The organism is Actinomyces sp. zg328, assembly GCF_009829635.1.
GTDB classification, from domain to species: Bacteria; Actinomycetota; Actinomycetes; order Actinomycetales; family Actinomycetaceae; genus Actinomyces; species Actinomyces marmotae.
The window spans coordinates 81,809-100,740 of the sequence record NZ_VWPE01000001.1; the positions used below are offsets into that span (position 1 = coordinate 81,809).

The 18,932-nt window shown below is 72.2% G+C and carries 22 protein-coding genes and 1 tRNA gene; 8 read left to right on the top strand and 15 right to left on the bottom strand.

Annotation, left to right across the window (positions count from 1 at the left end; translation table 11 throughout):
* Positions 1-150 precede the first annotated feature (150 nt).
* From GVV75_RS00340 to GVV75_RS00355, 5 genes are all read right to left on the bottom strand, one after another.
* Positions 151-420, bottom strand: coding sequence for a type II toxin-antitoxin system RelE family toxin (locus GVV75_RS00340; RefSeq protein ID WP_159522254.1), 270 nt, complete (start codon positions 418-420; stop codon positions 151-153).
* Positions 417-641 (bottom strand): type II toxin-antitoxin system RelB family antitoxin, encoded by a 225-nt coding sequence (relB, locus tag GVV75_RS00345; RefSeq protein ID WP_159522252.1) that lies wholly within the window; start codon positions 639-641, stop codon positions 417-419. Before relB ends, GVV75_RS00340 begins: the two co-directional genes overlap by 4 nt.
* A 151-nt stretch (positions 642-792) precedes the next feature.
* Positions 793-867, bottom strand: a complete 75-nt coding sequence (locus GVV75_RS10520) for a 50S ribosomal protein bL37 (protein ID WP_370427841.1) — start codon at positions 865-867, stop codon at positions 793-795.
* Positions 868-1,029: 162 nt separating this feature from the next.
* Entirely contained in the window at positions 1,030-1,446 is a 417-nt protein-coding gene (gene rsrA, locus GVV75_RS00350) for a mycothiol system anti-sigma-R factor (protein WP_159522250.1), read from the bottom strand.
* Entirely contained in the window at positions 1,446-2,048 is a 603-nt protein-coding gene (locus GVV75_RS00355) for a sigma-70 family RNA polymerase sigma factor (RefSeq protein ID WP_175994136.1), read from the bottom strand. Before GVV75_RS00355 ends, rsrA begins: the two co-directional genes overlap by 1 nt.
* Before the next feature lie 539 nt (positions 2,049-2,587).
* Here GVV75_RS00355 and GVV75_RS00360 point away from each other — a divergent pair.
* The 4 genes from GVV75_RS00360 (at position 2,588) to GVV75_RS00375 (ending at position 6,789) form a co-directional block, all read left to right on the top strand.
* Positions 2,588-3,025 carry a PadR family transcriptional regulator gene (locus GVV75_RS00360; RefSeq protein WP_159522246.1) on the top strand — a complete coding sequence of 146 codons (438 nt, stop codon included), beginning with the start codon at positions 2,588-2,590 and terminating at the stop codon, positions 3,023-3,025.
* Positions 3,022-3,750: a hypothetical protein gene (locus GVV75_RS00365; protein ID WP_159522244.1), complete on the top strand. Its 729-nt coding sequence runs from the start codon at positions 3,022-3,024 to the stop codon at positions 3,748-3,750. The genes GVV75_RS00360 and GVV75_RS00365 overlap by 4 nt, the downstream gene beginning before the upstream one ends.
* 78 nt (positions 3,751-3,828) lie before the next feature.
* Entirely contained in the window at positions 3,829-4,335 is a 507-nt protein-coding gene (locus tag GVV75_RS00370) for a DoxX family protein (protein WP_159522242.1), read from the top strand.
* 129 nt (positions 4,336-4,464) lie between these two features.
* Positions 4,465-6,789 carry an NADP-dependent isocitrate dehydrogenase gene (locus GVV75_RS00375; protein WP_159522240.1) on the top strand — a complete coding sequence of 775 codons (2,325 nt, stop codon included), beginning with the start codon at positions 4,465-4,467 and terminating at the stop codon, positions 6,787-6,789.
* A 230-nt stretch (positions 6,790-7,019) separates the two neighbouring features.
* On the opposite strand, the gene rplL is transcribed toward GVV75_RS00375, so the two are convergent.
* The 7 genes from rplL to GVV75_RS00410 form a co-directional block, all read right to left on the bottom strand.
* A complete protein-coding gene (gene rplL, locus GVV75_RS00380; protein ID WP_073451464.1) occupies positions 7,020-7,412 on the bottom strand; it encodes a 50S ribosomal protein L7/L12 in 393 nt (130 codons plus the stop codon).
* A 69-nt stretch (positions 7,413-7,481) separates the two neighbouring features.
* A complete protein-coding gene (rplJ, locus tag GVV75_RS00385; protein ID WP_159522238.1) occupies positions 7,482-8,003 on the bottom strand; it encodes a 50S ribosomal protein L10 in 522 nt (173 codons plus the stop codon).
* A gap of 348 nt (positions 8,004-8,351) precedes the next feature.
* Positions 8,352-9,041, bottom strand: coding sequence for a 50S ribosomal protein L1 (gene rplA / locus GVV75_RS00390; RefSeq protein WP_159522236.1), 690 nt, complete (start codon positions 9,039-9,041; stop codon positions 8,352-8,354).
* Between the two features lie 77 nt (positions 9,042-9,118).
* Positions 9,119-9,550: a 50S ribosomal protein L11 gene (gene rplK / locus GVV75_RS00395; protein ID WP_073451467.1), complete on the bottom strand. Its 432-nt coding sequence runs from the start codon at positions 9,548-9,550 to the stop codon at positions 9,119-9,121.
* 179 nt (positions 9,551-9,729) lie between these two features.
* Entirely contained in the window at positions 9,730-10,518 is a 789-nt protein-coding gene (nusG, locus tag GVV75_RS00400; RefSeq protein ID WP_175994057.1) for a transcription termination/antitermination protein NusG, read from the bottom strand.
* A 61-nt stretch (positions 10,519-10,579) separates the two neighbouring features.
* The gene (gene secE / locus GVV75_RS00405; protein WP_159522234.1) at positions 10,580-10,810 is read right to left on the bottom strand and encodes a preprotein translocase subunit SecE; all 231 of its coding nucleotides are present in this window, start codon (positions 10,808-10,810) and stop codon (positions 10,580-10,582) included.
* Positions 10,811-10,910: 100 nt separating this feature from the next.
* Positions 10,911-10,983: transfer RNA gene (locus tag GVV75_RS00410), tRNA-Trp, on the bottom strand.
* A gap of 253 nt (positions 10,984-11,236) precedes the next feature.
* Here GVV75_RS00410 and GVV75_RS00415 point away from each other — a divergent pair.
* The 3 genes from GVV75_RS00415 to GVV75_RS00425 all read left to right on the top strand — a co-directional run bounded on the left by GVV75_RS00415 (position 11,237) and on the right by GVV75_RS00425 (position 14,605).
* A complete protein-coding gene (locus GVV75_RS00415; protein ID WP_159812997.1) occupies positions 11,237-12,307 on the top strand; it encodes a DUF4862 family protein in 1,071 nt (356 codons plus the stop codon).
* Positions 12,308-12,926: 619 nt separating this feature from the next.
* Entirely contained in the window at positions 12,927-13,196 is a 270-nt protein-coding gene (locus GVV75_RS00420) for a metal-sensing transcriptional repressor (protein ID WP_201288236.1), read from the top strand.
* 194 nt (positions 13,197-13,390) lie between these two features.
* A complete protein-coding gene (locus GVV75_RS00425; protein WP_159813159.1) occupies positions 13,391-14,605 on the top strand; it encodes a pyridoxal phosphate-dependent aminotransferase in 1,215 nt (404 codons plus the stop codon).
* Positions 14,606-15,057: 452 nt separating this feature from the next.
* Here the strand turns inward: GVV75_RS00425 and GVV75_RS00430 are convergent, their stop codons facing one another.
* Complete coding sequence (locus tag GVV75_RS00430) at positions 15,058-16,305, bottom strand: phosphotransferase (protein ID WP_159522231.1); 1,248 nt, start codon at positions 16,303-16,305, stop codon at positions 15,058-15,060.
* 130 nt (positions 16,306-16,435) lie between these two features.
* Here GVV75_RS00430 and GVV75_RS00435 point away from each other — a divergent pair, with 130 nt between their 5' ends.
* Complete coding sequence (locus GVV75_RS00435) at positions 16,436-17,545, top strand: adenosine deaminase (RefSeq protein ID WP_159522326.1); 1,110 nt, start codon at positions 16,436-16,438, stop codon at positions 17,543-17,545.
* Here the strand turns inward: GVV75_RS00435 and GVV75_RS00440 are convergent.
* Positions 17,500-18,693 carry a UDP-N-acetylmuramate dehydrogenase gene (locus GVV75_RS00440; protein WP_159522229.1) on the bottom strand — a complete coding sequence of 398 codons (1,194 nt, stop codon included), beginning with the start codon at positions 18,691-18,693 and terminating at the stop codon, positions 17,500-17,502. The two genes, GVV75_RS00435 and GVV75_RS00440, sit on opposite strands and share 46 nt — an antisense overlap.
* Positions 18,690-18,788 (bottom strand): 30S ribosomal protein bS22, encoded by a 99-nt coding sequence (locus GVV75_RS00445; protein WP_003792170.1) that lies wholly within the window; start codon positions 18,786-18,788, stop codon positions 18,690-18,692. The genes GVV75_RS00440 and GVV75_RS00445 overlap by 4 nt, the downstream gene beginning before the upstream one ends.
* Positions 18,789-18,932 lie beyond the last annotated feature (144 nt).

The window sequence follows — 18,932 nt, forward strand, 5'->3', positions numbered from 1 at the left end:
GCCTCCGACGGCGCGAGGCGGGCACCGCCCTCATGGGGAGGCCTGGAGGGCGGGCTGGCTCCGGCGGCTCCACTACGCGCGAGGGGATGGCATGTGGCGATGACTTATGCGCGCTCGCGCGCCATCGCATCGGCGGTGACCGTCACGGGATCAGCGTCGGTAGATCACCGAACGGTGCCCGATCTCAATGGCCAGGACGATCAACTCCTCGTCACGGATGTCGCACAGCACTCGGTAGTCACCGATCCGATACCTCCACGCCCCGCTCAACTCACCGCTCAGCGCCTTCCCCCGCTCCCTGGGGTCTTGGGCGCCGTCGATATTCTTGTTGAGCCACGCGACAATAACGCGAGCTGTTCCGCGATCCATCTTGGCGAGCTGTTTGTCCGCGCGTTTGGAGTAGAGGAGCCGGTAGTTCATGCGTACTTGCGCGCCATCGCATCGGCGGTGACCGTCACGGGATCAGCGTCGTGCTCCGCCCGCGCCTCCTGCCATGTCTTGAGATCGGTCTCATCCTCGATGCGCTCCAGAGCCGCGGTCCTCATGAACTCGGACAGGCTCTGGCCGAAGGCCGAGGCGTAATCCTGGATGATGGCTTTCTCCTCCGCCGCCAGGCGCAGGGTGATCGATGTCGCGCTCATGCGCACCTCCTCCGCAAGACATTGTAAGGCAGGCTCTGGCCGAAGGCCGAGGCGCGGCGGCTCCCAAGAGGATGGCCGCGCGACACGGCGGCGGCCGATCACCCATGTGATCGGCCGCCGCCGTTCGATGCTCGGGGCGTTGCCGCCCGACTCAGGCGTTGGGGCGCTTGCCGTGGTTAGCCCCGCCCTTGGCCCGGGCCCTGCGCTTGCGACCGCGCTTGCTCATGGTTGCCTCCTCGTGTCAGATCTGCCCCACGAGGGGGCAAGGAACGCGCACCATCCTCCCACACCGCGCCGAGGGCCGGCCAATCGGATGGGGCCCCTTCGGCGTGCGCCTGGACACAGGCCGGGCGCGCGCCCGCGAGGACCGCGAGCCGGCGCGGGCTCCTCAGTCCCGCTCGACGCGCATCGAACTCGTCCGGGTGACGGTCACCCGGGAGCCGTCCCTGGAGACGGTGGTTGAGGTCGTCCGCGACACGGAGGCGACGCCGCTCGTCCCGCGCAGGACGGCGAGCCGCCCCAGGACCCGGGCGCGGAGCTCGGGCGGCGCCTGCTCGGCGCAGCGCGAGCGGATGATGGCGCGCAGGTGCTGCTCGGCGTCGGCGATCTGCGCGCAGTGCGCGCAGTCGGCCACGTGCCGCGCCAGGCGCTCGGCGACGGAGCGCTCGCACTCATGGTCGAGGAAGGCCTGGAGGTGGGCGATCATCTCCTCACAGGAGACACAGGTGCCCTCCGAGGACGCGGGCTTCCCGGCCTCACCGGTCGCGGCGCCACGAGCGACGGCGCTGGCGTCGGGCGCGCCCATCACTCGCCCTCCTCGTCGTCGCCGGGGAGGTAGCCGAGCTGGCGGGCATGGTCGGCCAGGAGCTCGCGCAACTGGCGGCGCCCGCGGTGCAGGCGGGACATGACGGTGCCGATCGGGGTGCCCATGATCTCGGCGATCTCCTTGTAGGCGAACCCCTCGACGTCGGCGAGGTAGACGGCTAGACGCCTCTCCTCGGTCAACTCGTTGAAGGCCGCCTTGATCTCCTCGTCAGGCATGTCGTCCAGCGCGAGGGACTCCGCGCTCGGCAGCCCGACGGAATCGTGGGAGGCGGCGCGGTGGAGCTGCCAGTCCTCGACGGCGTCAGCGTCGGACTGCAGGGGCTCGCGCTGCTTCTTGCGATAGGAGTTGATGAAGGTGTTGGTCAGGATCCGGTAGAGCCAGGCCTTGAGGTTGGTGCCGGGCCGGTACTGGTGGAAGGAGGCGAAGGCCTTGGCGTAGGCGTCCTGGACGAGGTCCTCGGCGTCGGAGCGGTTGCGCGTCATGCGCAGGGCGGCGCCGTAGAGCTGGTCGAGGTAGGGCAGGGCCTCGGCCTCGAATCGGGCGGCACGGGCCTCGGCGTCCTCGTCTGCGGGGGCTCGCATAGGAGTGTCGCGGTGGTCGCCGAACTCCTGGGCGTCATCAAGGATGACGCTCCCGGGAGTCGGCGCGGCTGAGGACTCGCCGGTGAGGCGGTCCTCGTCGTCGATCGTGCTCGCGGAGCGCTCGCCGCGCTGGGTCTGCTGCTGGGTCATCACCGGCGAGCCTAGCGCGATGCGCCGCGCGGCGCGGGAGGGCCGGCGCGGGGCCCCACCCGTCAAAGAGGCGATAACAGGCGTCATCAGGGCCACAGGGCTGGACGGTGCGGACGTCTCGATCATCACAGTCACGCATCATCCAACGACGACGGCACCGCGCTTGTTCCCGCTCCGGCGTCGCGCGCCTCACCCCCGACACACCGTCTCGCCCCGCCCTTGCGCCCTCGAACGACGACGATGAGGGCGCAAGGGCGGGGCGAGGCGGTTTCCGCGGCCTCAGAACGCATGACCAAGCCGCATCAGCCTGAACCAGCCCCACAGCCGTTGACGCCAGGTACCTTGTAGTGCAAGATATTTGGCATGACCGGGAACGCGAGGTGGAGGGGATGAGCAAGGAGATGTCCGCAACAGCGAGAGCCCCGAAGGGGACCGCGGCTGGCGCCGCGGAGCCGCAACTGCGCAAGGGAGCCCTCGAACTCGCCGTTCTGGCCCTGGTCGAGCGCGCGGAGCCGGACGGCATCTACGGCGGCGCCCTCATCGAGGAACTCGCCGCCCTGCCCACGCTCGCCGCCCCCCAGGGAACCGTCTACCCGCTCCTGTCCCGCCTGCGCGCCGCCGGCGTCGTGGAGACCACCTGGCAGGAGTCCCCCAGTGGGCCACCCCGGCGCTACTACCTGCTGACAGAAGCCGGTCGAGAGCGACTGGCGGCCCAGCGACGGGTCTGGCTGGCACTCAGCCGCGACATGGCCGCCCTCCTGGACAGCGCGGCAACGACAACCAAGGCGCGCGGCACGAGGACGCGCGAGGAAGGAGAGCCAAGATGAGCACGGACGAGACCCGCGCCCCCAAGGAGCGCGCGACGCCCACGGAGCCCACCGCGTGGGAGGAGGCCGCCTGGGACGCGGGCGGGGACCCCGCAGCCCTCCGCGTCCTCGGCATCCCCGTCTCCCTCGATCCACGAGGCCTGCACGAGCGCTCCGCCCGCCACTTCTCCCCGACGGACCCGGTGCTCGTTCCCCGCGCATGGGGCATCGGCTGGGACCTCAACCTCGGGGCCCTCGCGACGAGGGCGGGCTGGATCAACCCGGATGACCTGGGCGATGACCTGCGCCTGGGCCCGGCGGGAATGAGGGCGCTCAGCCTGGCGCCGGCCGCCCTCGCTGTGGGAGCGGCCGCGGGCGTCATCGTCACCAGCGGGCGGGTCCCATCGACGGCGCGCTCTCGACCTCGGGCGGTGCCGACGACGTCGAGCGCGGCCATCGCGCCCATTGCGCCGGCCGCACTCATGGCCACCGCGCTGGGCGCCGTCGACCTCGCGCTCGACGCGCCCCTACCGCAGCGCCTCGGCCACGCCACCGCCTCGCTCCTGCTTACCGGCGCCGGGATCGCCGGCACGATCCAGCAGCGGGGAGGCGCCGGCCGCGCCCGGCGGGCGGCGGTCGTCGTCGGGGCCGCCACCGCGGCCACGGGCCTCGCCATCGCCGTGACCCGGGCCGCGATCCGCCGCGCCATGAGGTCCACCACCACGAGCGGCCAGGAGCAGTCATGAGCAGCGCTCCCCCGCGCGGCGCGGACTCGCGGGGCCCTGGGCCTGGCCCGCGCCGCCGAGGTGGGCCAGGATAGGGGCATGGATCTTCTGCGCGCCGTCGCCCGTCCCCTGCTCGCCGCGAGCTTTGTCGTCGATGGCATCGACGCGATCGCCCGCCCCAAGCGCCACGTCGAGAAGATGAGGCGGGTGACGCCCATCCTGGAGCGCGTGGGCGTCCCGCCGGTCATGGACTCCGACGCCGCCCTGGCCACCCGTGCCCTCGGCGCCGTGAGCGTCGCCGCGGGCCTGGGCCTGGCCACTGGCCGCGCGCCGCGCACGAGCGCCGCCGTGCTGGCCGCGATCAACGTGCCGCTCGCCGTCGTCAACCACCCGGCGTGGGCGGTCAAGGGCAGGGAGGCGCGCCTTGACGCCGTCTCCGGGCTCCTGCGCCGGGGCGCGCTGGGCGCGGGCCTCCTGCTGGCCTGCGTGGACCGCGCTGGCCGTCCCTCGCTGGCGTGGCGCGCCGCGAACAAGCGGGAGCAGCGCCAGGCGATCCAGGCCGCGAGGGCCGCGGTGCGCCAGCGCTATGAGGGCACCTCCGCCTAACCCGCCCACGGGACGGCGCCGTCCGGTACCGGCCGGCTCTGTCCAGTGCCGGATGGCTCTGTCCAGTGCCGGCCCGTACCGCCTCATCCCACGTCCACCGCCGCTACGCCGCCCCGAGGAGCCGTTCCAGTGACCGACCACCAGATCACCGCCACCGAGCCCGACATCGTCTGGACCCGCACGGATGAGGCCCCCATGCTGGCCTCGGCCTCCTTCCTGCCGATCGTGGAGGCCTACACGCGCGCGGCGGGGGTGAGCGTTGGCGTCGCCGACATCTCCCTGGCGGGGCGCATCCTGGCGGCCTTCGGGCTGGCTGACGACGGCCTGGCCCGCCTGGGCGATCTCACCTCCTCCCCGAGCGCCACGATCATCAAGCTCCCCAACATCTCCGCCTCCCTGCCCCAGCTCAAGGCCGCGATCGCCGAGCTGCGGGGGCAGGGCTTCGACATCCCCGAGTACCCGGACGCCCCCGCCTCGCCCCTGGCGGAGGAGGTCCGCGCCGCCTATGACGCGATCAAGGGCAGCGCCGTCAACCCCGTCCTGCGCCAGGGCAACTCCGACCGGCGCGCCCCCGCCTCCGTCAAGGCCTACGCCCGCTCCCACCCGCACTCCATGGGTGAGTGGTCCCCTGAGTCGCGCACCCGCGTGGCCACCATGGACGAGGGCGACTTCAAGCACAACGAGCGCAGCGTCATCGTGAGCGAGGGCGGCGCCCTGGAGATCCGCTTCGTGCCCGCGGGCGGTGGCGAGCCCCGCGTGCTGCGCGACCACCTGACCGTCACGGCGGGCGAGGTCGTGGACGCCACGCGCATGAGCGCTGCCGCCCTCGACTCCTTCCTGGCCACGCAGGCGGCCGCCGCCAAGGAGGAGGGACTGCTGCTGTCGGTCCACCTCAAGGCCACGATGATGAAGGTCTCCGACCCGGTCATCTTCGGGCGCGCCGTCGCCTCCGTCATCCCGAGGACGCTGGCCGAGCACGGGGACGCGCTCGCCGCCGCCGGGCTGCGGGTCGAGGACGGGCTCGCCTCGATCCTCGCCGGGCTCGATGGGCTGGAGGGCGGGGAGGCGATCCGCGATTCGATCACCGCCGAGCTGGCCGACGGCCCGACGATCTCCATGGTCGATTCGGACAAGGGCATCACCAACCTCCATGTGCCCTCCGATGTCATCATCGACGCCTCCATGCCGGCGATGATCCGCCGCGGGGGAACCCTGTGGGATGCCGACGGCGAGCTGCGCGACACCCTCGCCGTCATCCCCGACTCCTCCTACGCGGGCGTCTACGAGGCCGTCATCGAGGACTGCAAGGCCCATGGCGCCCTTGACCCCACCACCATGGGCACGGTCCCCAACGTGGGGCTCATGGCCCGCAAGGCCGAGGAGTACGGGAGCCACGACAAGACTTTCATCATGGACGCCGCGGGGCAGGTCGAGGTGGCGGCGATCGAGGGGGCGGGGGTGGAGCCCGGCACCGTGCTGCTCTCCCACGAGGTTGAGGCCGGGGACATCTGGCGCGCCTGCGCGACGCAGGACGCCCCCATCCGCGACTGGGTGCGCCTGGCCATCGCCCGCGCCCGCGCCACCGGGGCTCCCGCCGTGTTCTGGCTCGACCCGGAGCGCGCCCACGACGCCGTCCTCATCTCGCTCGTCACGCGCTACCTGGCTGAGGAGGGCGTGACCCTGACCGAGGGCGGCGACGGCGCCGATGAGCGCGCGAAGAAGGCCGACGGCGATGACGCCCCCGTGGAGGACTCGGCGGATGGCGCCGGGCTCGACATCCGCATCCTCGACCCGGTGGCGGCCACGCGCCTATCCCTGGAGCGGGCGCGCCGGGGCGAGGACACGATCTCCGTGACCGGCAACGTCCTGCGCGACTACAACACCGATCTCTTCCCGATCCTGGAGTTGGGCACGAGCGCCAAGATGCTCTCAGTGGTGCCCCTCATGAGCGGTGGGGGCCTGTACGAGACGGGCGCGGGCGGCTCGGCCCCCAAGCACGTCGCCCAGCTGCTGGCGGAGAATCACCTGCGCTGGGACTCCCTGGGCGAGTACCTGGCCTTGGCCGAGGCCCTGCGCCATGTGGCCGACCGCGGCGGAAAGCCGGCCGCCGCCCTCCTCGCCGATGCCCTCGACACCGCCACGACCGCATTCCTGGAGGCCGACCACTCCCCGGGCCGCAAGCGCGGCCAGATCGACAACCGCGGCTCCTCCGCGTGGCTCGCCCTGGAGTGGGCGCGCGCCCTGGCCGCCCAGTCTGAGGACCCCGAGTTGGCCGGCGCCTTCCGCCCCGTCGCCGAGGAGTTGGAGGCCGTCATGGGCACGATCCAGTCCGAGATGCTCGCCGTCCAGGGAGGCGCCGTGGACATCGGCGGCTACTACCACCCCGACGCCGAGCTCACCGCCGCCGTCATGCGCCCCAGCGCCACTCTCAACGCGGTCATCAACGGGATCTAAGACCCGCCCAGGAGAGGCGGCCCCCGCGCGGCAGGGGCCACGCGCAGCAGGGACCACAGCCCTCCCGTGGTGACGGGCCCGGTGGCGCCCCATGCGCTCATCGCGGGATCGCCTCCTGCCCCGCGCGCGCCTGGGCCCCGACCACCTCGCGGTGGTCGGGGCCCAGGATGATCAGTGGCTCCCTGCGCCGGCTCAGGCCGCGAGGCCGAGCGCCGACGCCGGGGACGGGGTCACTTGAGGGTGACGGTGGCGCCGGCGCCCTCGAGCTGCTCCTTGGCCTTCTCGGCGGCCTCCTTGTTGGCGCCCTCGAGGACGGGCTTCGGAGCGCCGTCGACGAGGTCCTTGGCCTCCTTCAGGCCGAGGGAGGTCAGGGCGCGCACCTCCTTGATGACCTGGATCTTCTTGTCGCCAGCGGCCTCGAGGATGACGTCGAACTCGGTCTTCTCCTCAGCGGCCTCGCCACCGGCGGCGGCAGCGCCGGGAGCGGCGGCCACGGCCACGGCGGCCGGGGCGGCGGCGGTGACGTCGAAGGTCTCCTCGAAGGCCTTGACGAACTCGGACAGCTCGATGAGGGTGAGCTCCTTGAAGGCCTCGATGAGCTCGTCGGTGGTCAGCTTCGCCATGATGGGCGTTCCTTCCTGGTTAAGTGGTTCCTGCGCGGGCAGGATGGGGGATGACGCGCGCGGCCTGGATCAGGCCGCGGCCTCCTGCTTGTCGCGCAGGGCGTCGACGGTACGCACGGCCTTGGAGGCCGGCGCGGCGAAGAGGTAAGCGGCCTTGGACAGGGACGCCTTCATAGCGCCCGCGGCCTTGGCGAGCAGAACCTCGCGGGATTCGAGAGATGCGAGCTTGTCGACGCCGTCGGCGGACAGCACGGAGCCATCCATGACACCGCCCTTGATGACGAGCTCCTTGTTGTCCTTGGCGAAGTCACGCAGGGCCTTCGCGGCCTCCACCGGCTCACCGGTGACGAAGGTCAGGGCCGTGGGGCCCTTGAGGTCCTCCGCGAATGCCTCGAAGCCGACCTGGCGGGCGGCGATCGCGGCAAGCGTGTTCTTCACCACGGTGTACTCGGCGTTACCGGCGAGCGAGCGGCGCAGCGTCTTCAGCTGGGCGACGCTCATCCCGCGGTACTCAGTCAGCAGCACGGCGCCGGAGGCGCGGAACTTGTCCGCGATCTCGGCAACAGCCGCTTCCTTGTCAGGCCGTGCCATGGGCCCTCCTTCCGTGGTCTGCCGCAGCGCCCTTCACGGAAGAAGCCCCGCGCCGGTGGGCACGGGGCTCGCAGCCCAGCGATGCTGGAGCGGTCTCGTCTCACCTGCGCCGGCCCCGCCCGTGGCGGACTTGGTCCCGCTCGCGCGGGAGACCTGCGGTCTTTGGCACGTCACACTCTGCCCGCTGGCCGCGCCCCCGCGCAAGCCAGGAGGGGGCCAGCGCGCGGTGTGATCGCTCACTGCCCCGGTTCACCCGCCACCGCCCCGGAGGCGCCCGCGCGGGAATGACGACGGCGCCGCCCGTCCCAGCGTGGGGCGGGCGGCGCCGTCGGACGCGATCGCGGGCGGTCAGGCCTTCGTGACATCCATCGGGATGCCGGGGCCCATCGTCGTGGCCATGGTGGCCTTGAGGATGTAGCGGCCCTTCGACGTCGACGGCTTGAGGCGCAGGACCTCCTCAAGGGCGGCCTTGAAGTTGTCCTCGAGCTGGGCCTCGGTGAACGAGGACTTGCCGATGATGAAGTTGAGGTTCGCGGCGCGGTCCACACGGAACTCGATGCGGCCGCCCTTGATGTCGGTGACGGCCTTGGTCACGTCCATCGTCACGGTGCCCGTCTTGGGGTTGGGCATGAGGCCGCGCGGGCCCAGCACCCGGCCCAGGCGGCCGACCTTGCCCATGAGGTCCGGGGTGGCGACGGCGGCGTCGAAGTCCGTCCAGCCCTTGGCGACCTTCTCGATGAGCTCGTCGCCGCCGACCTCGTCGGCGCCCGCGGCGAGGGCCTGCTCGGCCCGCTCGCCCTGGGCGAAGACGATGACGCGGGCGGTCTTACCCGTACCGTGCGGCAGGGACACGGTGCCACGCACCATCTGGTCGGCCTTGCGGGGGTCCACGCCCAGGCGGAGGACGACGTCCACGGTGGAGTCGAACTTCGTCACGGACGTGGCCTTGGCCAGCTTCACGGCCTCGGCCGGGGTGTAGAGGATCCCGGACTGGATCTTCTCAGCGGCGGCGCGGTAGGCCTTGCTGCGCTTGGTCATCTGCTTCTCCTTGGCAGTCGTGGTGAACGGGCCGCGCATGGCCCTTCCACGGGGTCTTGATTAGGGGTGCCGGGGCCTCAGGCCTCGACGGTGATGCCCATCGAGCGGGCGGTGCCGGCGATGATCTTGGAGGCCGCCTCGACGTCGTTGGCGTTGAGGTCGGCCATCTTCGCCTCGGCGATCTCGCGCACCTGGGCAGCGGTCATCGAGCCGACCTTCGCGGAGTGCGGCGTCGAGGAGCCCTTGGCCACGCCAGCGGCCTTCTTGATGAGCTCGGCGGCCGGAGGGGTCTTGAGGACGAAGGTGAAGGAGCGGTCCTCGTAGACGGTGATCTCAACGGGGATGACGTTGCCGCGCTGCGACTCCGTGGCGGCGTTGTAGGCCTTGCAGAACTCCATGATGTTGACGCCGTGCTGGCCGAGCGCGGGGCCGATCGGCGGCGCGGGGTTCGCGGCGCCGGCCTGGATCTGGAGCTTGATGAGCCCAGAGACCTTCTTCTTGGGTGCCATGTGTATGGGTCTTTCTTGTCCGGATGCCGCGCGCCTGCCGCGCGGCGGTGCGCAGGAGCGCGCACGAGGGCCCATCCTAGCCCCCGCGCGGTGCCCCGATAGCGCCCGGTGCCCGGTATCACAAGCGCTCGCGCTGTGATACCGGGCACCGGCGCGGCTCGCCGCGGGGGCGGCTCGCCTCAGATCTTGGACACCTGTGTGAAGGAGAGCTCGGCCGGGGTGTCGCGACCGAACAGGGAGATGAGCACCTGGAGCTTCTGGGTGTCCGGGTGGATCTCGGAGATCGTGGCCGGCAGCGACTCGAAGGGGCCGTCAGTGACGATGACCGACTCGCCCACGGAGAAGGCGACCTCGTAGACCTGGCCTCCGGCGGCGACCTGCGTGGCGGCCCCCTCCTCGGGGCTCGCGTTCGCGCTGGCGGCCTGCTTGGCGGCGACCTCCTCCGGGGTGGGGCCGAGTTGGGAGACGGCCTCCTCGAAGGTCAGCGGCACCGGGTTGTAGCGGTCCCCCACGAAGCCGGTAACGGCCGGGGTGTCCTTGATGGTGCGCCACACGCGGTCAGAGGTCTCCGGGTCATCCAGGTCCATCCGCACGAACACGTAGCCGGGGATGCGGACCCGCGACACCTCCTTCTTCTTGTTGGAGGCCTTGATCTCGATGACCGTCTCCATGGGGACGACGGCGTCGAAGACGTAGTCCTCGATCTCGAAGTTCTCGGCGCGGGCCTTGATGTCCGCGGCCACGCGGCGCTCGTAGCCGGAGTAGGTGTGCAGCACGTACCACTCGCCGGGCAGGGAGGACATCTCCTTGCGGAAGTCCTCCAGCGGGTCGATGGCGTCGGCGGCCTCGGCGGCCTCGGGCGCGGCCTGGGCGGTGGCGCCCTCAGCGGCCTCCTGGGCGGCGTCGGCGGCGCTGGCGGCCCCACCGCTCTCCTCGACAGCGGTTTCCTCGAGCGTCTCTTCGGACACGGTGTACCTGCTTTCCACTGGCTTCTTCAGGCTGACGGGTGGGCGCTGGGCTCGGCGGGACTCAGCCGAGGCCCCACATGACCAGGCGGTCGAAGATGGTGTCGAGAATGCCGGTGAAGGCCATGATCGCGACGATGAAGACCATGACGACGACGAAGTAGGTCCACAACTCGTTCTTCGTGGGCCAGATGACCTTGCGCATCTCGTCGATGACCTGGCGGATGAAGCGCATGACGCGCTTGATGGGGTTGCCACTGCGCGTGGATGCGTCCTTGGCGGCGCTCTCGCTCATTGTCACGATCCTCGGGTGCTCGACGGTCCGAATCCTTGCCATCCCTGACGGGACGAGAAGACGAACCGACGGGATCTCCCGACAGATCCGCCGTTCTCAGCAGGGCAGGCGGGACTCGAACCCACAACCGCCGGTTTTGGAGACCGGTGCGCTACCAATTGCGCCACTGCCCTTCAGCGGTGACCAATCCTGCCACAGGTTCCCCCGGGAGTGGAAACAGCGACGGGGTGGGCTGCACCACTGCCAGACCCCAGAGTCTCGGGCGCCAGCCCCAGAGCCTCGGGCAGAGGCAGGCATCCCAGGGGAATCCGCTATCGTGGTCCCCGTTGTCTGATATCCGATGAGAGGTGCCGACGACAGCTCGTGACCGCGCGCACCGCGCCCGAACCGCCCCGGCCCTGCTCGACCTCACGAGAGGAGGCCACTATGACCAATGCTCGGAACACCGCCGCAGCCCTCCCGACCCCCGGGGCGCCCAGCCCCACCGGCACCGTCGCCGCCCATCAGCCAGCATCGGGCGCCGGCGCGCCCGGCGAGTCGCGCCCCGCCCCGAGCGCGATCCTCGGCGCCTACGCCTCGCTGCCCGAGTCCCAGGAGGACCAGGAGGAGTACTACCGGCTCCTGGCGCAGATTCCGGGCGCTCGCGGGCTCGAGATCCCCTTCCGGGACGACCTCGGCGGGGCGGCCGGCCTGCCCTGGCTGGCCTCCCAGCTCGCACCCCACTGGGACCGCAACATCATCACCGCGATCCCCGGGACCATGGTGCGCGTGTGGGCGACCGGCGCCTTCGGCCTGGCCTCCACCGATCGCCAGGGCCGCGCCGACGCCCTCTCCTTCACCCGCTCGGTGCGCGACGGCGTCGAGGCGCTGCGGGAGGCGGCCGGCCGCGACGTCGTGGCCGCCGTCGAGATCCACTCCGCGCCCTCGGGCGAGCCCGGGGTGGCGCACAGCGCCGAGGCCTTCGGGGAGTCGCTGTCGCAGATCGTCGACTACGACTGGGGCGGCGCGCTCCTCCTGGTGGAGCACTGCGACGCCTTCGTGGCGCCCGACCTGGGGGAGAAGCGGCTGCTCGGGATCGACGAGGAGTTGGAGGTCCTGCGCGTCCTCAACCATCCCCGCGCGCGCATGTCCCTCAACTGGGGCCGCTCAGCCCTCGAGGCCCGCGACGCCGCCACCGCCTTGGAGCATGTGCGCCTCGCCCGCGCCGCCGGAGTGCTGGAGGGGGTCATGTTCTCCGGGGCCGGCCCCGCGGATACCCGCTACGCGAAGGCGTGGATGGATGGGCACCTGCCCCTCGACGTCGACGAGCCGGGATCGGTGATGGGCGCTGAGGATGTGCGCGCCTGCTCCCTGGCCGCGCTGGAGCCCATCGAGGGCCCCGAGGGGGCTATCGCCCCGGCCTCCTACCTCGGGGCCAAGTGCCAGGTCCCGGCCGAGGCCACCCCCGAGCAGCGCCTGTCCTTCCTCACCCACATCCTCGACGCCACCCGCGTCTAACCGCCCCTCATCACCGAGACCGGTCGAAATCAAGAGCGAGACCGGTCCACAGCACGCAGGGCGGGGTCATCGGGAAGCGCAATGCCCTCCCGCGCCACGCGCCCGGCTCCCTGCGGGCCCGCAACCCTGGGGCCCTCGCCTCCACCGAGGCCGCGCCCATCGACCGCGCCGCGCCACCATCCACCGCGCCGACGCCGGGGCCAGCATCGCCGAGGCCGGGCCCTCCTGCGCGCCTTTGACCGGCGGCGCGCGAGGCTGGGGGCCGATGAGCGCGGGGCGATCGCCGTCGACGAGCAGCAGCGATCATCCGATCCCGCGACGTGGCCGGCCGGCGACGCCACTGCCAAGCGCGACGCCATCGACGAGCGGGCCGGCGGAATGCGCCCGGCGCCCTCAACATCCCGGAGGGCACCCCACGCGATCACCTCGGAGATCCGCCCGACCGACCGCTGGCAGCGGCTCGCGAGGCGGGCCTGCGCGGCCACGTCGCGACCCGTATCCTCCTCCAGGAGGGGCGCGAGGCGCGCGATCTCGACGGCGGCCACCGCACCTGGTCCGCGGCTGGCGGGGCCGGCGCTCAGGACGACGCCGCAGCGCCCCCGATGAAGGAGGAACGACCATGGGCATCGCGCTCAACCCCACGGACCTGCATCCCACTATGGCCCGCCTCAAGCGGGCGCGCGGGCAGCTCGACGCCGTCATCCGCATGATGGAGGAGGGCCGTGACTGCGAGGAGGTCGTCGTGCAGGTCGCGGCCGTGAGCAAGGCGGTGGACCGCGCGGGGCTCGCCATCATCGCCTCCGGAATGCGCGCCAGCCTCACGAAGGACCCATCCGGCCAGATCCTGGAAGCGACCCGCCTGGAGAAGCTCTTCATGTCCCTGGCATGAGGGTGCGGGGCGGGGCGGCGGCATCGCGAGCACGAATCTCGCCGTGTTGATGGACCGGTCTCGCTCCTGATTTCGACCGGTCTCGTTGCCGATTTCGACCGGTCTCGCTCCTGATTTCGACCGGTCTCGGCTAGAGGGCGGGAGGGGCGTGACAGGCGGATAACCCGCGTGGGACCATAGGCCCTGTGAGCACAGTGAGCACCTCCCCCGCACGGCGCGTCTCCGCGCGCCTGTCCGCCATCGCCCCCTCCGCCACCCTCGTCGTCGATGCCAAGGCCAAGGCCCTCAAGGCCGCTGGTCGGCCGGTCATCGGCTTCGGCGCCGGCGAGCCCGACTTCGCCACCCCTGACTACATCGTCGAGGCCGCGATCGCCGCCGCCAAGGATCCCGCCAACCACAAGTACTCCCCCGCCAAGGGCCTGCCCGTGCTGCGCGAGGCCATCGCCGCCAAGACCCTGCGCGACTCCGGATACGAGGTCTCCCCCGACGACATCCTCGTCACCAATGGCGGCAAGCAGGCCGTCTTCCAGGCCTTCGCCTCCATCCTCGACCCGGGCGACGAGGCCCTCCTGCCCGCCCCCTACTGGACCACCTACCCCGAGGTTATCGCCCTGGCCGGCGGTATCACGGTGGAGGTCTTCGCCGGCGCGGACCAGGAGTACAAGGTCACCGTCGAGCAACTCGAGGCCGCCCGCACCGAGCGAACGAAACTCCTGCTCCTGTGCTCGCCGTCGAACCCCACCGGCTCGGTGTACACGCCCGCTGAGCTCACCGCCATCGGGCAGTGGGCCCTTGAGCACGGCATCTGGGTCATCACCGATGAGATCTACGAGCACCTCCTCTACGACGGCGCCGAGCCCGCCCACATCGTGGCGCTCGTCCCCGAGCTGGCGGACACCACGATCGTCCTCAACGGCGTGGCCAAGACCTACGCCATGACCGGCTGGCGCGTGGGCTGGATGATCGGCCCGAGCGACGTCATCAAGGCCGCCACGAACTTCCAGTCGCACCTGTCCTCCAACGTCGCCAACGTGTCCCAGCGGGCAGCGCTCGCGGCGGTGGCCGGGGACCTGACCGCCGTGGCGCGGATGCGGGAAGCCTTCGACCGCCGTCGGAAGGTCATGGTGGAGATGCTCTCGGCCATCGACGGGCTCGCCGTCCCGACGCCGCGGGGCGCCTTCTACGCCTACTCGAGCATCGAGGCGCTGATCGGGAAGTCCCTGCGTGGGACGGTCATCGACTCCTCCGCCACGCTGGCCTCGCTCGTCCTCGAGCACGCCGAGGTCGCGGTGGTGCCCGGTGAGGCCTTCGGCCCGTCCGGATTCCTGCGCCTGTCCTACGCCACGAGCGACGACGCGATCACCGAGGGCGTGGGGCGCCTCCAGGCGCTCCTGGCCGAGGTCGCCTGAGCGCCCGCCCGCCGGGCCTCCTTCCCGGGAGCGGTTCCGCCGCTCAGTACCGCGAGCAGGGGGCCCGGCCGACGGTGGGCCCGCGGCCTGTCGCCAGGTTCCATCAGGTCATCCCCGACCGCTCCAAAGGACGGGCGGAGACGCCGTGGGCCGCTGTCAGCCCGTACTCGAGCCCATGGGACCGGACCCCGGCCCCGCCGTGTAAGTACTCGCCGCAGCGCGGCTGACGCCCAGCGGAGTCCGTGGGGATCGCGCGGGGGAGCGAGGCTCCAGTGGCGGAGGATGCGCGGTCAGGGACGTTGACGCGCTCCCCGAGGAGGATGCCGCCGACGGCGCCCGCAGCAGCCCGCGCGAGCACGAGCGGGAATCAGCGCGCTCTCCTGCGCCCAATGCGAACCGGTCTCGACGCCGTTTTCGACCGGTCTCGGCGAGGGGGAGGGTGGGGAGCGGCGTCAGTGGGGGCCGCGGCGGGCTTGGAGCTCGCGGGCCTGGGCGAGCCAGGTCTCGGCCCGGGCCAAGCGGCCCTCGGCGTCGGAGCGCCACGGGCCGCCATCCTCGCGCCGGGCGCCCGCCACGAGGGACAGCACCACGCCGGCGGCCCGCGCCCGCAGCGCCACGGGATCCGCCTGCTTCTCGGCCAGGCGCGTCCAGGTCTCCAGGGCTGGGCGCAGGCGGGGGTAGGAGGCAGGGGCGAGGTGGTCGAGGACGCTGACATGCCCGAGCAAGCAGGCCAGGTCGTCCACGCGCCGCCCGGGCCCGAGGGAGTCCACGTCGAGCAGACAGGAGACGGACTCGCCGTCCATGAGGACGTTGGCCTCGTAGAAGTCGCCGTGAACCGGCACCACCGGGCCCGGGTCGGAGGTGGCCATGAGCTGGGCGACGCCGTCGGCGATGGCCCGGGCGCGCGAGGCGTGCTCGGGCAGCACGGTGGCGGCGGCGTGGGCGTAGTGGCGGGCGCGGTCGGACCAGGCCGGGTGGACCGGCAGATCCAGGGAGGCCCGCGGAAGAGCGTCGAGCAGGCCGGTGAGGTGGTTGAAGACGCGGGTGGCCTGCTCGGGATCCATGCCGCGGCTGAGCAGCCCGGACAGGGAGGCCCCCTTGCCGGTGGACAGCAGGACGAGGCCATCGGGGTCGTCCCGCAGCACCTCGGGGGCGGGGACCTCGGCTGCGGTGAGCAGTCGGTGCCGGTGGGCGAAGGCCTTCGACTGGGAGGGGCGCAGCACCTTGGCGTAGGCGGTGGAGGCGTCGGCAAAGGTCACCTTGACCACCGCGCGGCGCGTGGGGCGGTAGGCCACCATCATCGCCTTGACCGGGGATCCCAGGCGCTGGGAGAGCAGGGAGGGAGTGCAGGCCACGGGGAGGGCGGGGAGCTCGGGGTCCCCGGGGTGCCGCCACACGTGGACGGCCGGCCCGTCCCCGCCGGTGGGCGCCACGCGGGTCAGGCCCGGTGCCTGCGGGTTGGTCAGTCGCGCCGTCGTCGCGCACAGGTACTCGGTGGAGCGGCGCCCATCCGCGGACAGCACGACGGCGGTGTAGCCCACGGACACGCCCGCGCCGGGGCGGTGGTGGACGGAATGGACCTCCCAGGAGTCCAAGCGCCTGCCCGCGGGGGCGAGGGCCGCGGACAGGACGGAGGCCGCTCGGGGCCCGGTGAGGAGCGCGACCTCCTCGGGCTCGCGGGATGCCGACGATGGACTCATGCCGATAAGTCTGCCGCACTCGGCGCCAACGCACATCCGACCAACGGGCGGTGCTCGTGGGAGAATCACCGCCGTGCCCACCGAGTTCCCCGGGCCGAACGCGCCCACCGCATCCGCCGCATCCACCATGATGAAGGCGCCCGCCCCCACCGATGGGCCGACCGACGCCCGGCGCTCCAGCACCGGCCGGCGCGATCTCGCCGCCCTTCCCAAGGCGCACCTCCACCTGCATTTCACGGGCTCCATGCGCCTGGACACCCTGACCGAGCTGGCCTCGACGTCGCGCGCGCGTCTGCCCTCCTCTCTCCTAGACGGCGATCCCCTGCGTGTCCCGGCGGACCACCGGGGCTGGTTCCGTTTCCAGCGCGCCTACAACACCGCCCGCCACCTCGTGGACTCAGAGGAGGTCATGCGCCGCCTCGTGCTGGAGGCCGCGCTCGACGATGCCGCGGAGGGCTCGCGGCGCCTGGAGATGCAGGTGGACCCCACCTCCTACGCGCCCTTCGTCGGCGGGATCACGCCGGCCCTGGAGATCATCCTCGACGCCGCGGCGCAGGCCACCGCCCTGACCGGCGTGGAGGTGGCGATCATCGTGGCGGCCTCCCGCATCCGCCACCCCCTCGATGCCCGCGCCCTGGCCAGGCTGGCCGCCCGGCACGCGGGTGATGGGCCGGGCCAGGTGGTTGGCTTCGGGCTGTCCAACGATGAGAGGGCCGGGGAGACCTCCGCCTTCGCCCCCGCCTTCGCCATCGCGCGGCGCGCGGGCCTGGCCTCTCTCCCCCACGGCGGTGAGCTGCTGGGGCCGGAGCACGTGCGCGAGGTCGTCTCCGCCCTGCGCCCCCACCGCCTGGGCCACGGCGTGAGGGCCGGAGAGGACCCGGCCCTGCTGGACTCGATCGTGGCGGCGGGCATCAGTCTGGAGGTGTGCCCGGCCTCGAATGTGTGCCTCGGGGTCTACCACCGCACCGAGGACGTGCCACTGCGGGCACTCATCGACCACGGGGCGCAGATCGCGCTGGGCGCGGACGACCCGCTGCTGTTCTCCTCGCGCTTGACGGACCAGTACGCGATCGCCCGCTCGCAGGGGCTCGACGACGACGCGCTGGCAGAGTTGGCGCGCGGCTCGATCCGGGCGAGCCTGGCTGAGGAGTCATCCAAGCGGCGCTGGCTGGCCGAGGTGGACGACTGGCTGGCTCACCAGCCGACGTGGACGGGCTCGGGGACGAGCGTGACGCCGTAGCGCTCGCGCACGCCGTCGACCACCGCGTCGCGCAGGGCGACCAGGTCGGCGGCGCTGGCCCCGCCCCTGTTGGTCAGGGCCAGGACATGCTTGGTGGACAGCGAGGCGCGCGGCGCATCGGGCAGGGCGAAGCCCTTGGGGAAACCGGCGTGGTCGATGAGCCAGGCGGCGCTCGTCTTGACCATGCCCTCGATGACGGGCGCTCCCCGCACCGTGTCGGTGGGGCGGGAGTGGTCGGCGACCGGGAAGCGGGGGGCGTCGTCGGGCAGGCTCGCGGCCTGCTCGGCGGTGAGGATCGGGTTGGTGAAGAACGAGCCGGCGGACCAGGTGTCGTGGTCGGCGTCGTCGAGGATCATCCCTTTGGAGCGGCGCAGGTCGAGGACGGCCTGGCGCACGTCGACCGCGGGGACGCGCGCGCCGATCTCAGTCCCGAGGGCGGAGGCGAGCTGGCCGTAGGCGATGGGGGCGGCGAGGCTGGCCTGGCGGACGTGGAAGCCCACGGCGAGCACCACCCAGCGGCCCGTCGGGCCCCAGACGCGCCCGCCACCGGTGGGGGCGTCCGTGAGCGAGCGCTTGATCACGGAGTCGCGGTAGGCCAGGCGCAGGTCCGCCAGCGGCATGTGGACGACGCGGCCGGTGAGGCGGTCCCAGGCGCGCACGGAGGCGAGGAGTTCGGCGACCTCAGCGCCGTAGGCGCCGATGTTCTGCACGGGGGCGGCCCCGACGCTGCCGGGGATGCCGGACAGCGGGGCGAATCCGGCCCAGTCGTCGGCCACCGCCCGGCTGACGAGATCGTCCCAGGCCACGCCACCGGTGGCGGTGATCTCGACGCCGCCACAGGCGGATTCGGAGACGACGCGGACCTCCTGGCGGCCGTCGCGCAGGACGAGGCCGTCGAAACCGGCGTCGGAGGCCACGATGTTCGAGCCGCCTCCGACCACGAGCAGCGGCGTCCCCGAGGCGTCGGCCTGGCGGACCGCCTCGATCATCTCCTCCTCCGTGGAGGCTTCGAGATAGTGGCCGAGGGGACCGCCGATGCGCAGGGTGGTGAGCTCGGCGAGGGAGGACGGCGCCCGGCCGCCCAGCGCCCGGGCGCGCGTGGGCACGCCCGGGGCGGGAGCCCCCGAGGCCCCCGGGGGGCGCGTCACTTCTTGTTGCGGCGCTGGTGACGCGTCTTGCGAAGCAACTTGCGGTGCTTCTTCTTGGCCATGCGCTTGCGACGCTTCTTGATGACAGAACCCATGGGTATTCCTCACAGTCTTACTTGCCGGGGCCCGACCGCGCCCCGGGATCCGAAGACGGGCCAGCGGGCGGCCGGACGGGCCTGATGGTCGGGCGATGACGGGCCCTCATGGGATGTCTCGACCCGGCCACTCATGTGACCCGG

Coding starts and splice junctions, on each gene's coding strand:
- GVV75_RS00340 (WP_159522254.1), bottom strand. CDS start 420: ATGAACTACCGGCTCCTCTACTCCAAACGCGCGGACAAACAGCTCGCC.
- relB (WP_159522252.1), bottom strand. CDS start 641: ATGAGCGCGACATCGATCACCCTGCGCCTGGCGGCGGAGGAGAAAGCC.
- rsrA (WP_159522250.1), bottom strand. CDS start 1,446: ATGGGCGCGCCCGACGCCAGCGCCGTCGCTCGTGGCGCCGCGACCGGT.
- GVV75_RS00355 (WP_175994136.1), bottom strand. CDS start 2,048: ATGCGAGCCCCCGCAGACGAGGACGCCGAGGCCCGTGCCGCCCGATTC.
- GVV75_RS00360 (WP_159522246.1), top strand. CDS start 2,588: ATGAGCAAGGAGATGTCCGCAACAGCGAGAGCCCCGAAGGGGACCGCG.
- GVV75_RS00365 (WP_159522244.1), top strand. CDS start 3,022: ATGAGCACGGACGAGACCCGCGCCCCCAAGGAGCGCGCGACGCCCACG.
- GVV75_RS00370 (WP_159522242.1), top strand. CDS start 3,829: ATGGATCTTCTGCGCGCCGTCGCCCGTCCCCTGCTCGCCGCGAGCTTT.
- rplL (WP_073451464.1), bottom strand. CDS start 7,412: ATGGCGAAGCTGACCACCGACGAGCTCATCGAGGCCTTCAAGGAGCTC.
- rplJ (WP_159522238.1), bottom strand. CDS start 8,003: ATGGCACGGCCTGACAAGGAAGCGGCTGTTGCCGAGATCGCGGACAAG.
- rplA (WP_159522236.1), bottom strand. CDS start 9,041: ATGACCAAGCGCAGCAAGGCCTACCGCGCCGCCGCTGAGAAGATCCAG.
- rplK (WP_073451467.1), bottom strand. CDS start 9,550: ATGGCACCCAAGAAGAAGGTCTCTGGGCTCATCAAGCTCCAGATCCAG.
- secE (WP_159522234.1), bottom strand. CDS start 10,810: ATGAGCGAGAGCGCCGCCAAGGACGCATCCACGCGCAGTGGCAACCCC.
- GVV75_RS00415 (WP_159812997.1), top strand. CDS start 11,237: ATGACCAATGCTCGGAACACCGCCGCAGCCCTCCCGACCCCCGGGGCG.
- GVV75_RS00420 (WP_201288236.1), top strand. CDS start 12,927: ATGGGCATCGCGCTCAACCCCACGGACCTGCATCCCACTATGGCCCGC.
- GVV75_RS00430 (WP_159522231.1), bottom strand. CDS start 16,305: ATGAGTCCATCGTCGGCATCCCGCGAGCCCGAGGAGGTCGCGCTCCTC.
- GVV75_RS00435 (WP_159522326.1), top strand. CDS start 16,436: ATGAAGGCGCCCGCCCCCACCGATGGGCCGACCGACGCCCGGCGCTCC.
- GVV75_RS00445 (WP_003792170.1), bottom strand. CDS start 18,788: ATGGGTTCTGTCATCAAGAAGCGTCGCAAGCGCATGGCCAAGAAGAAG.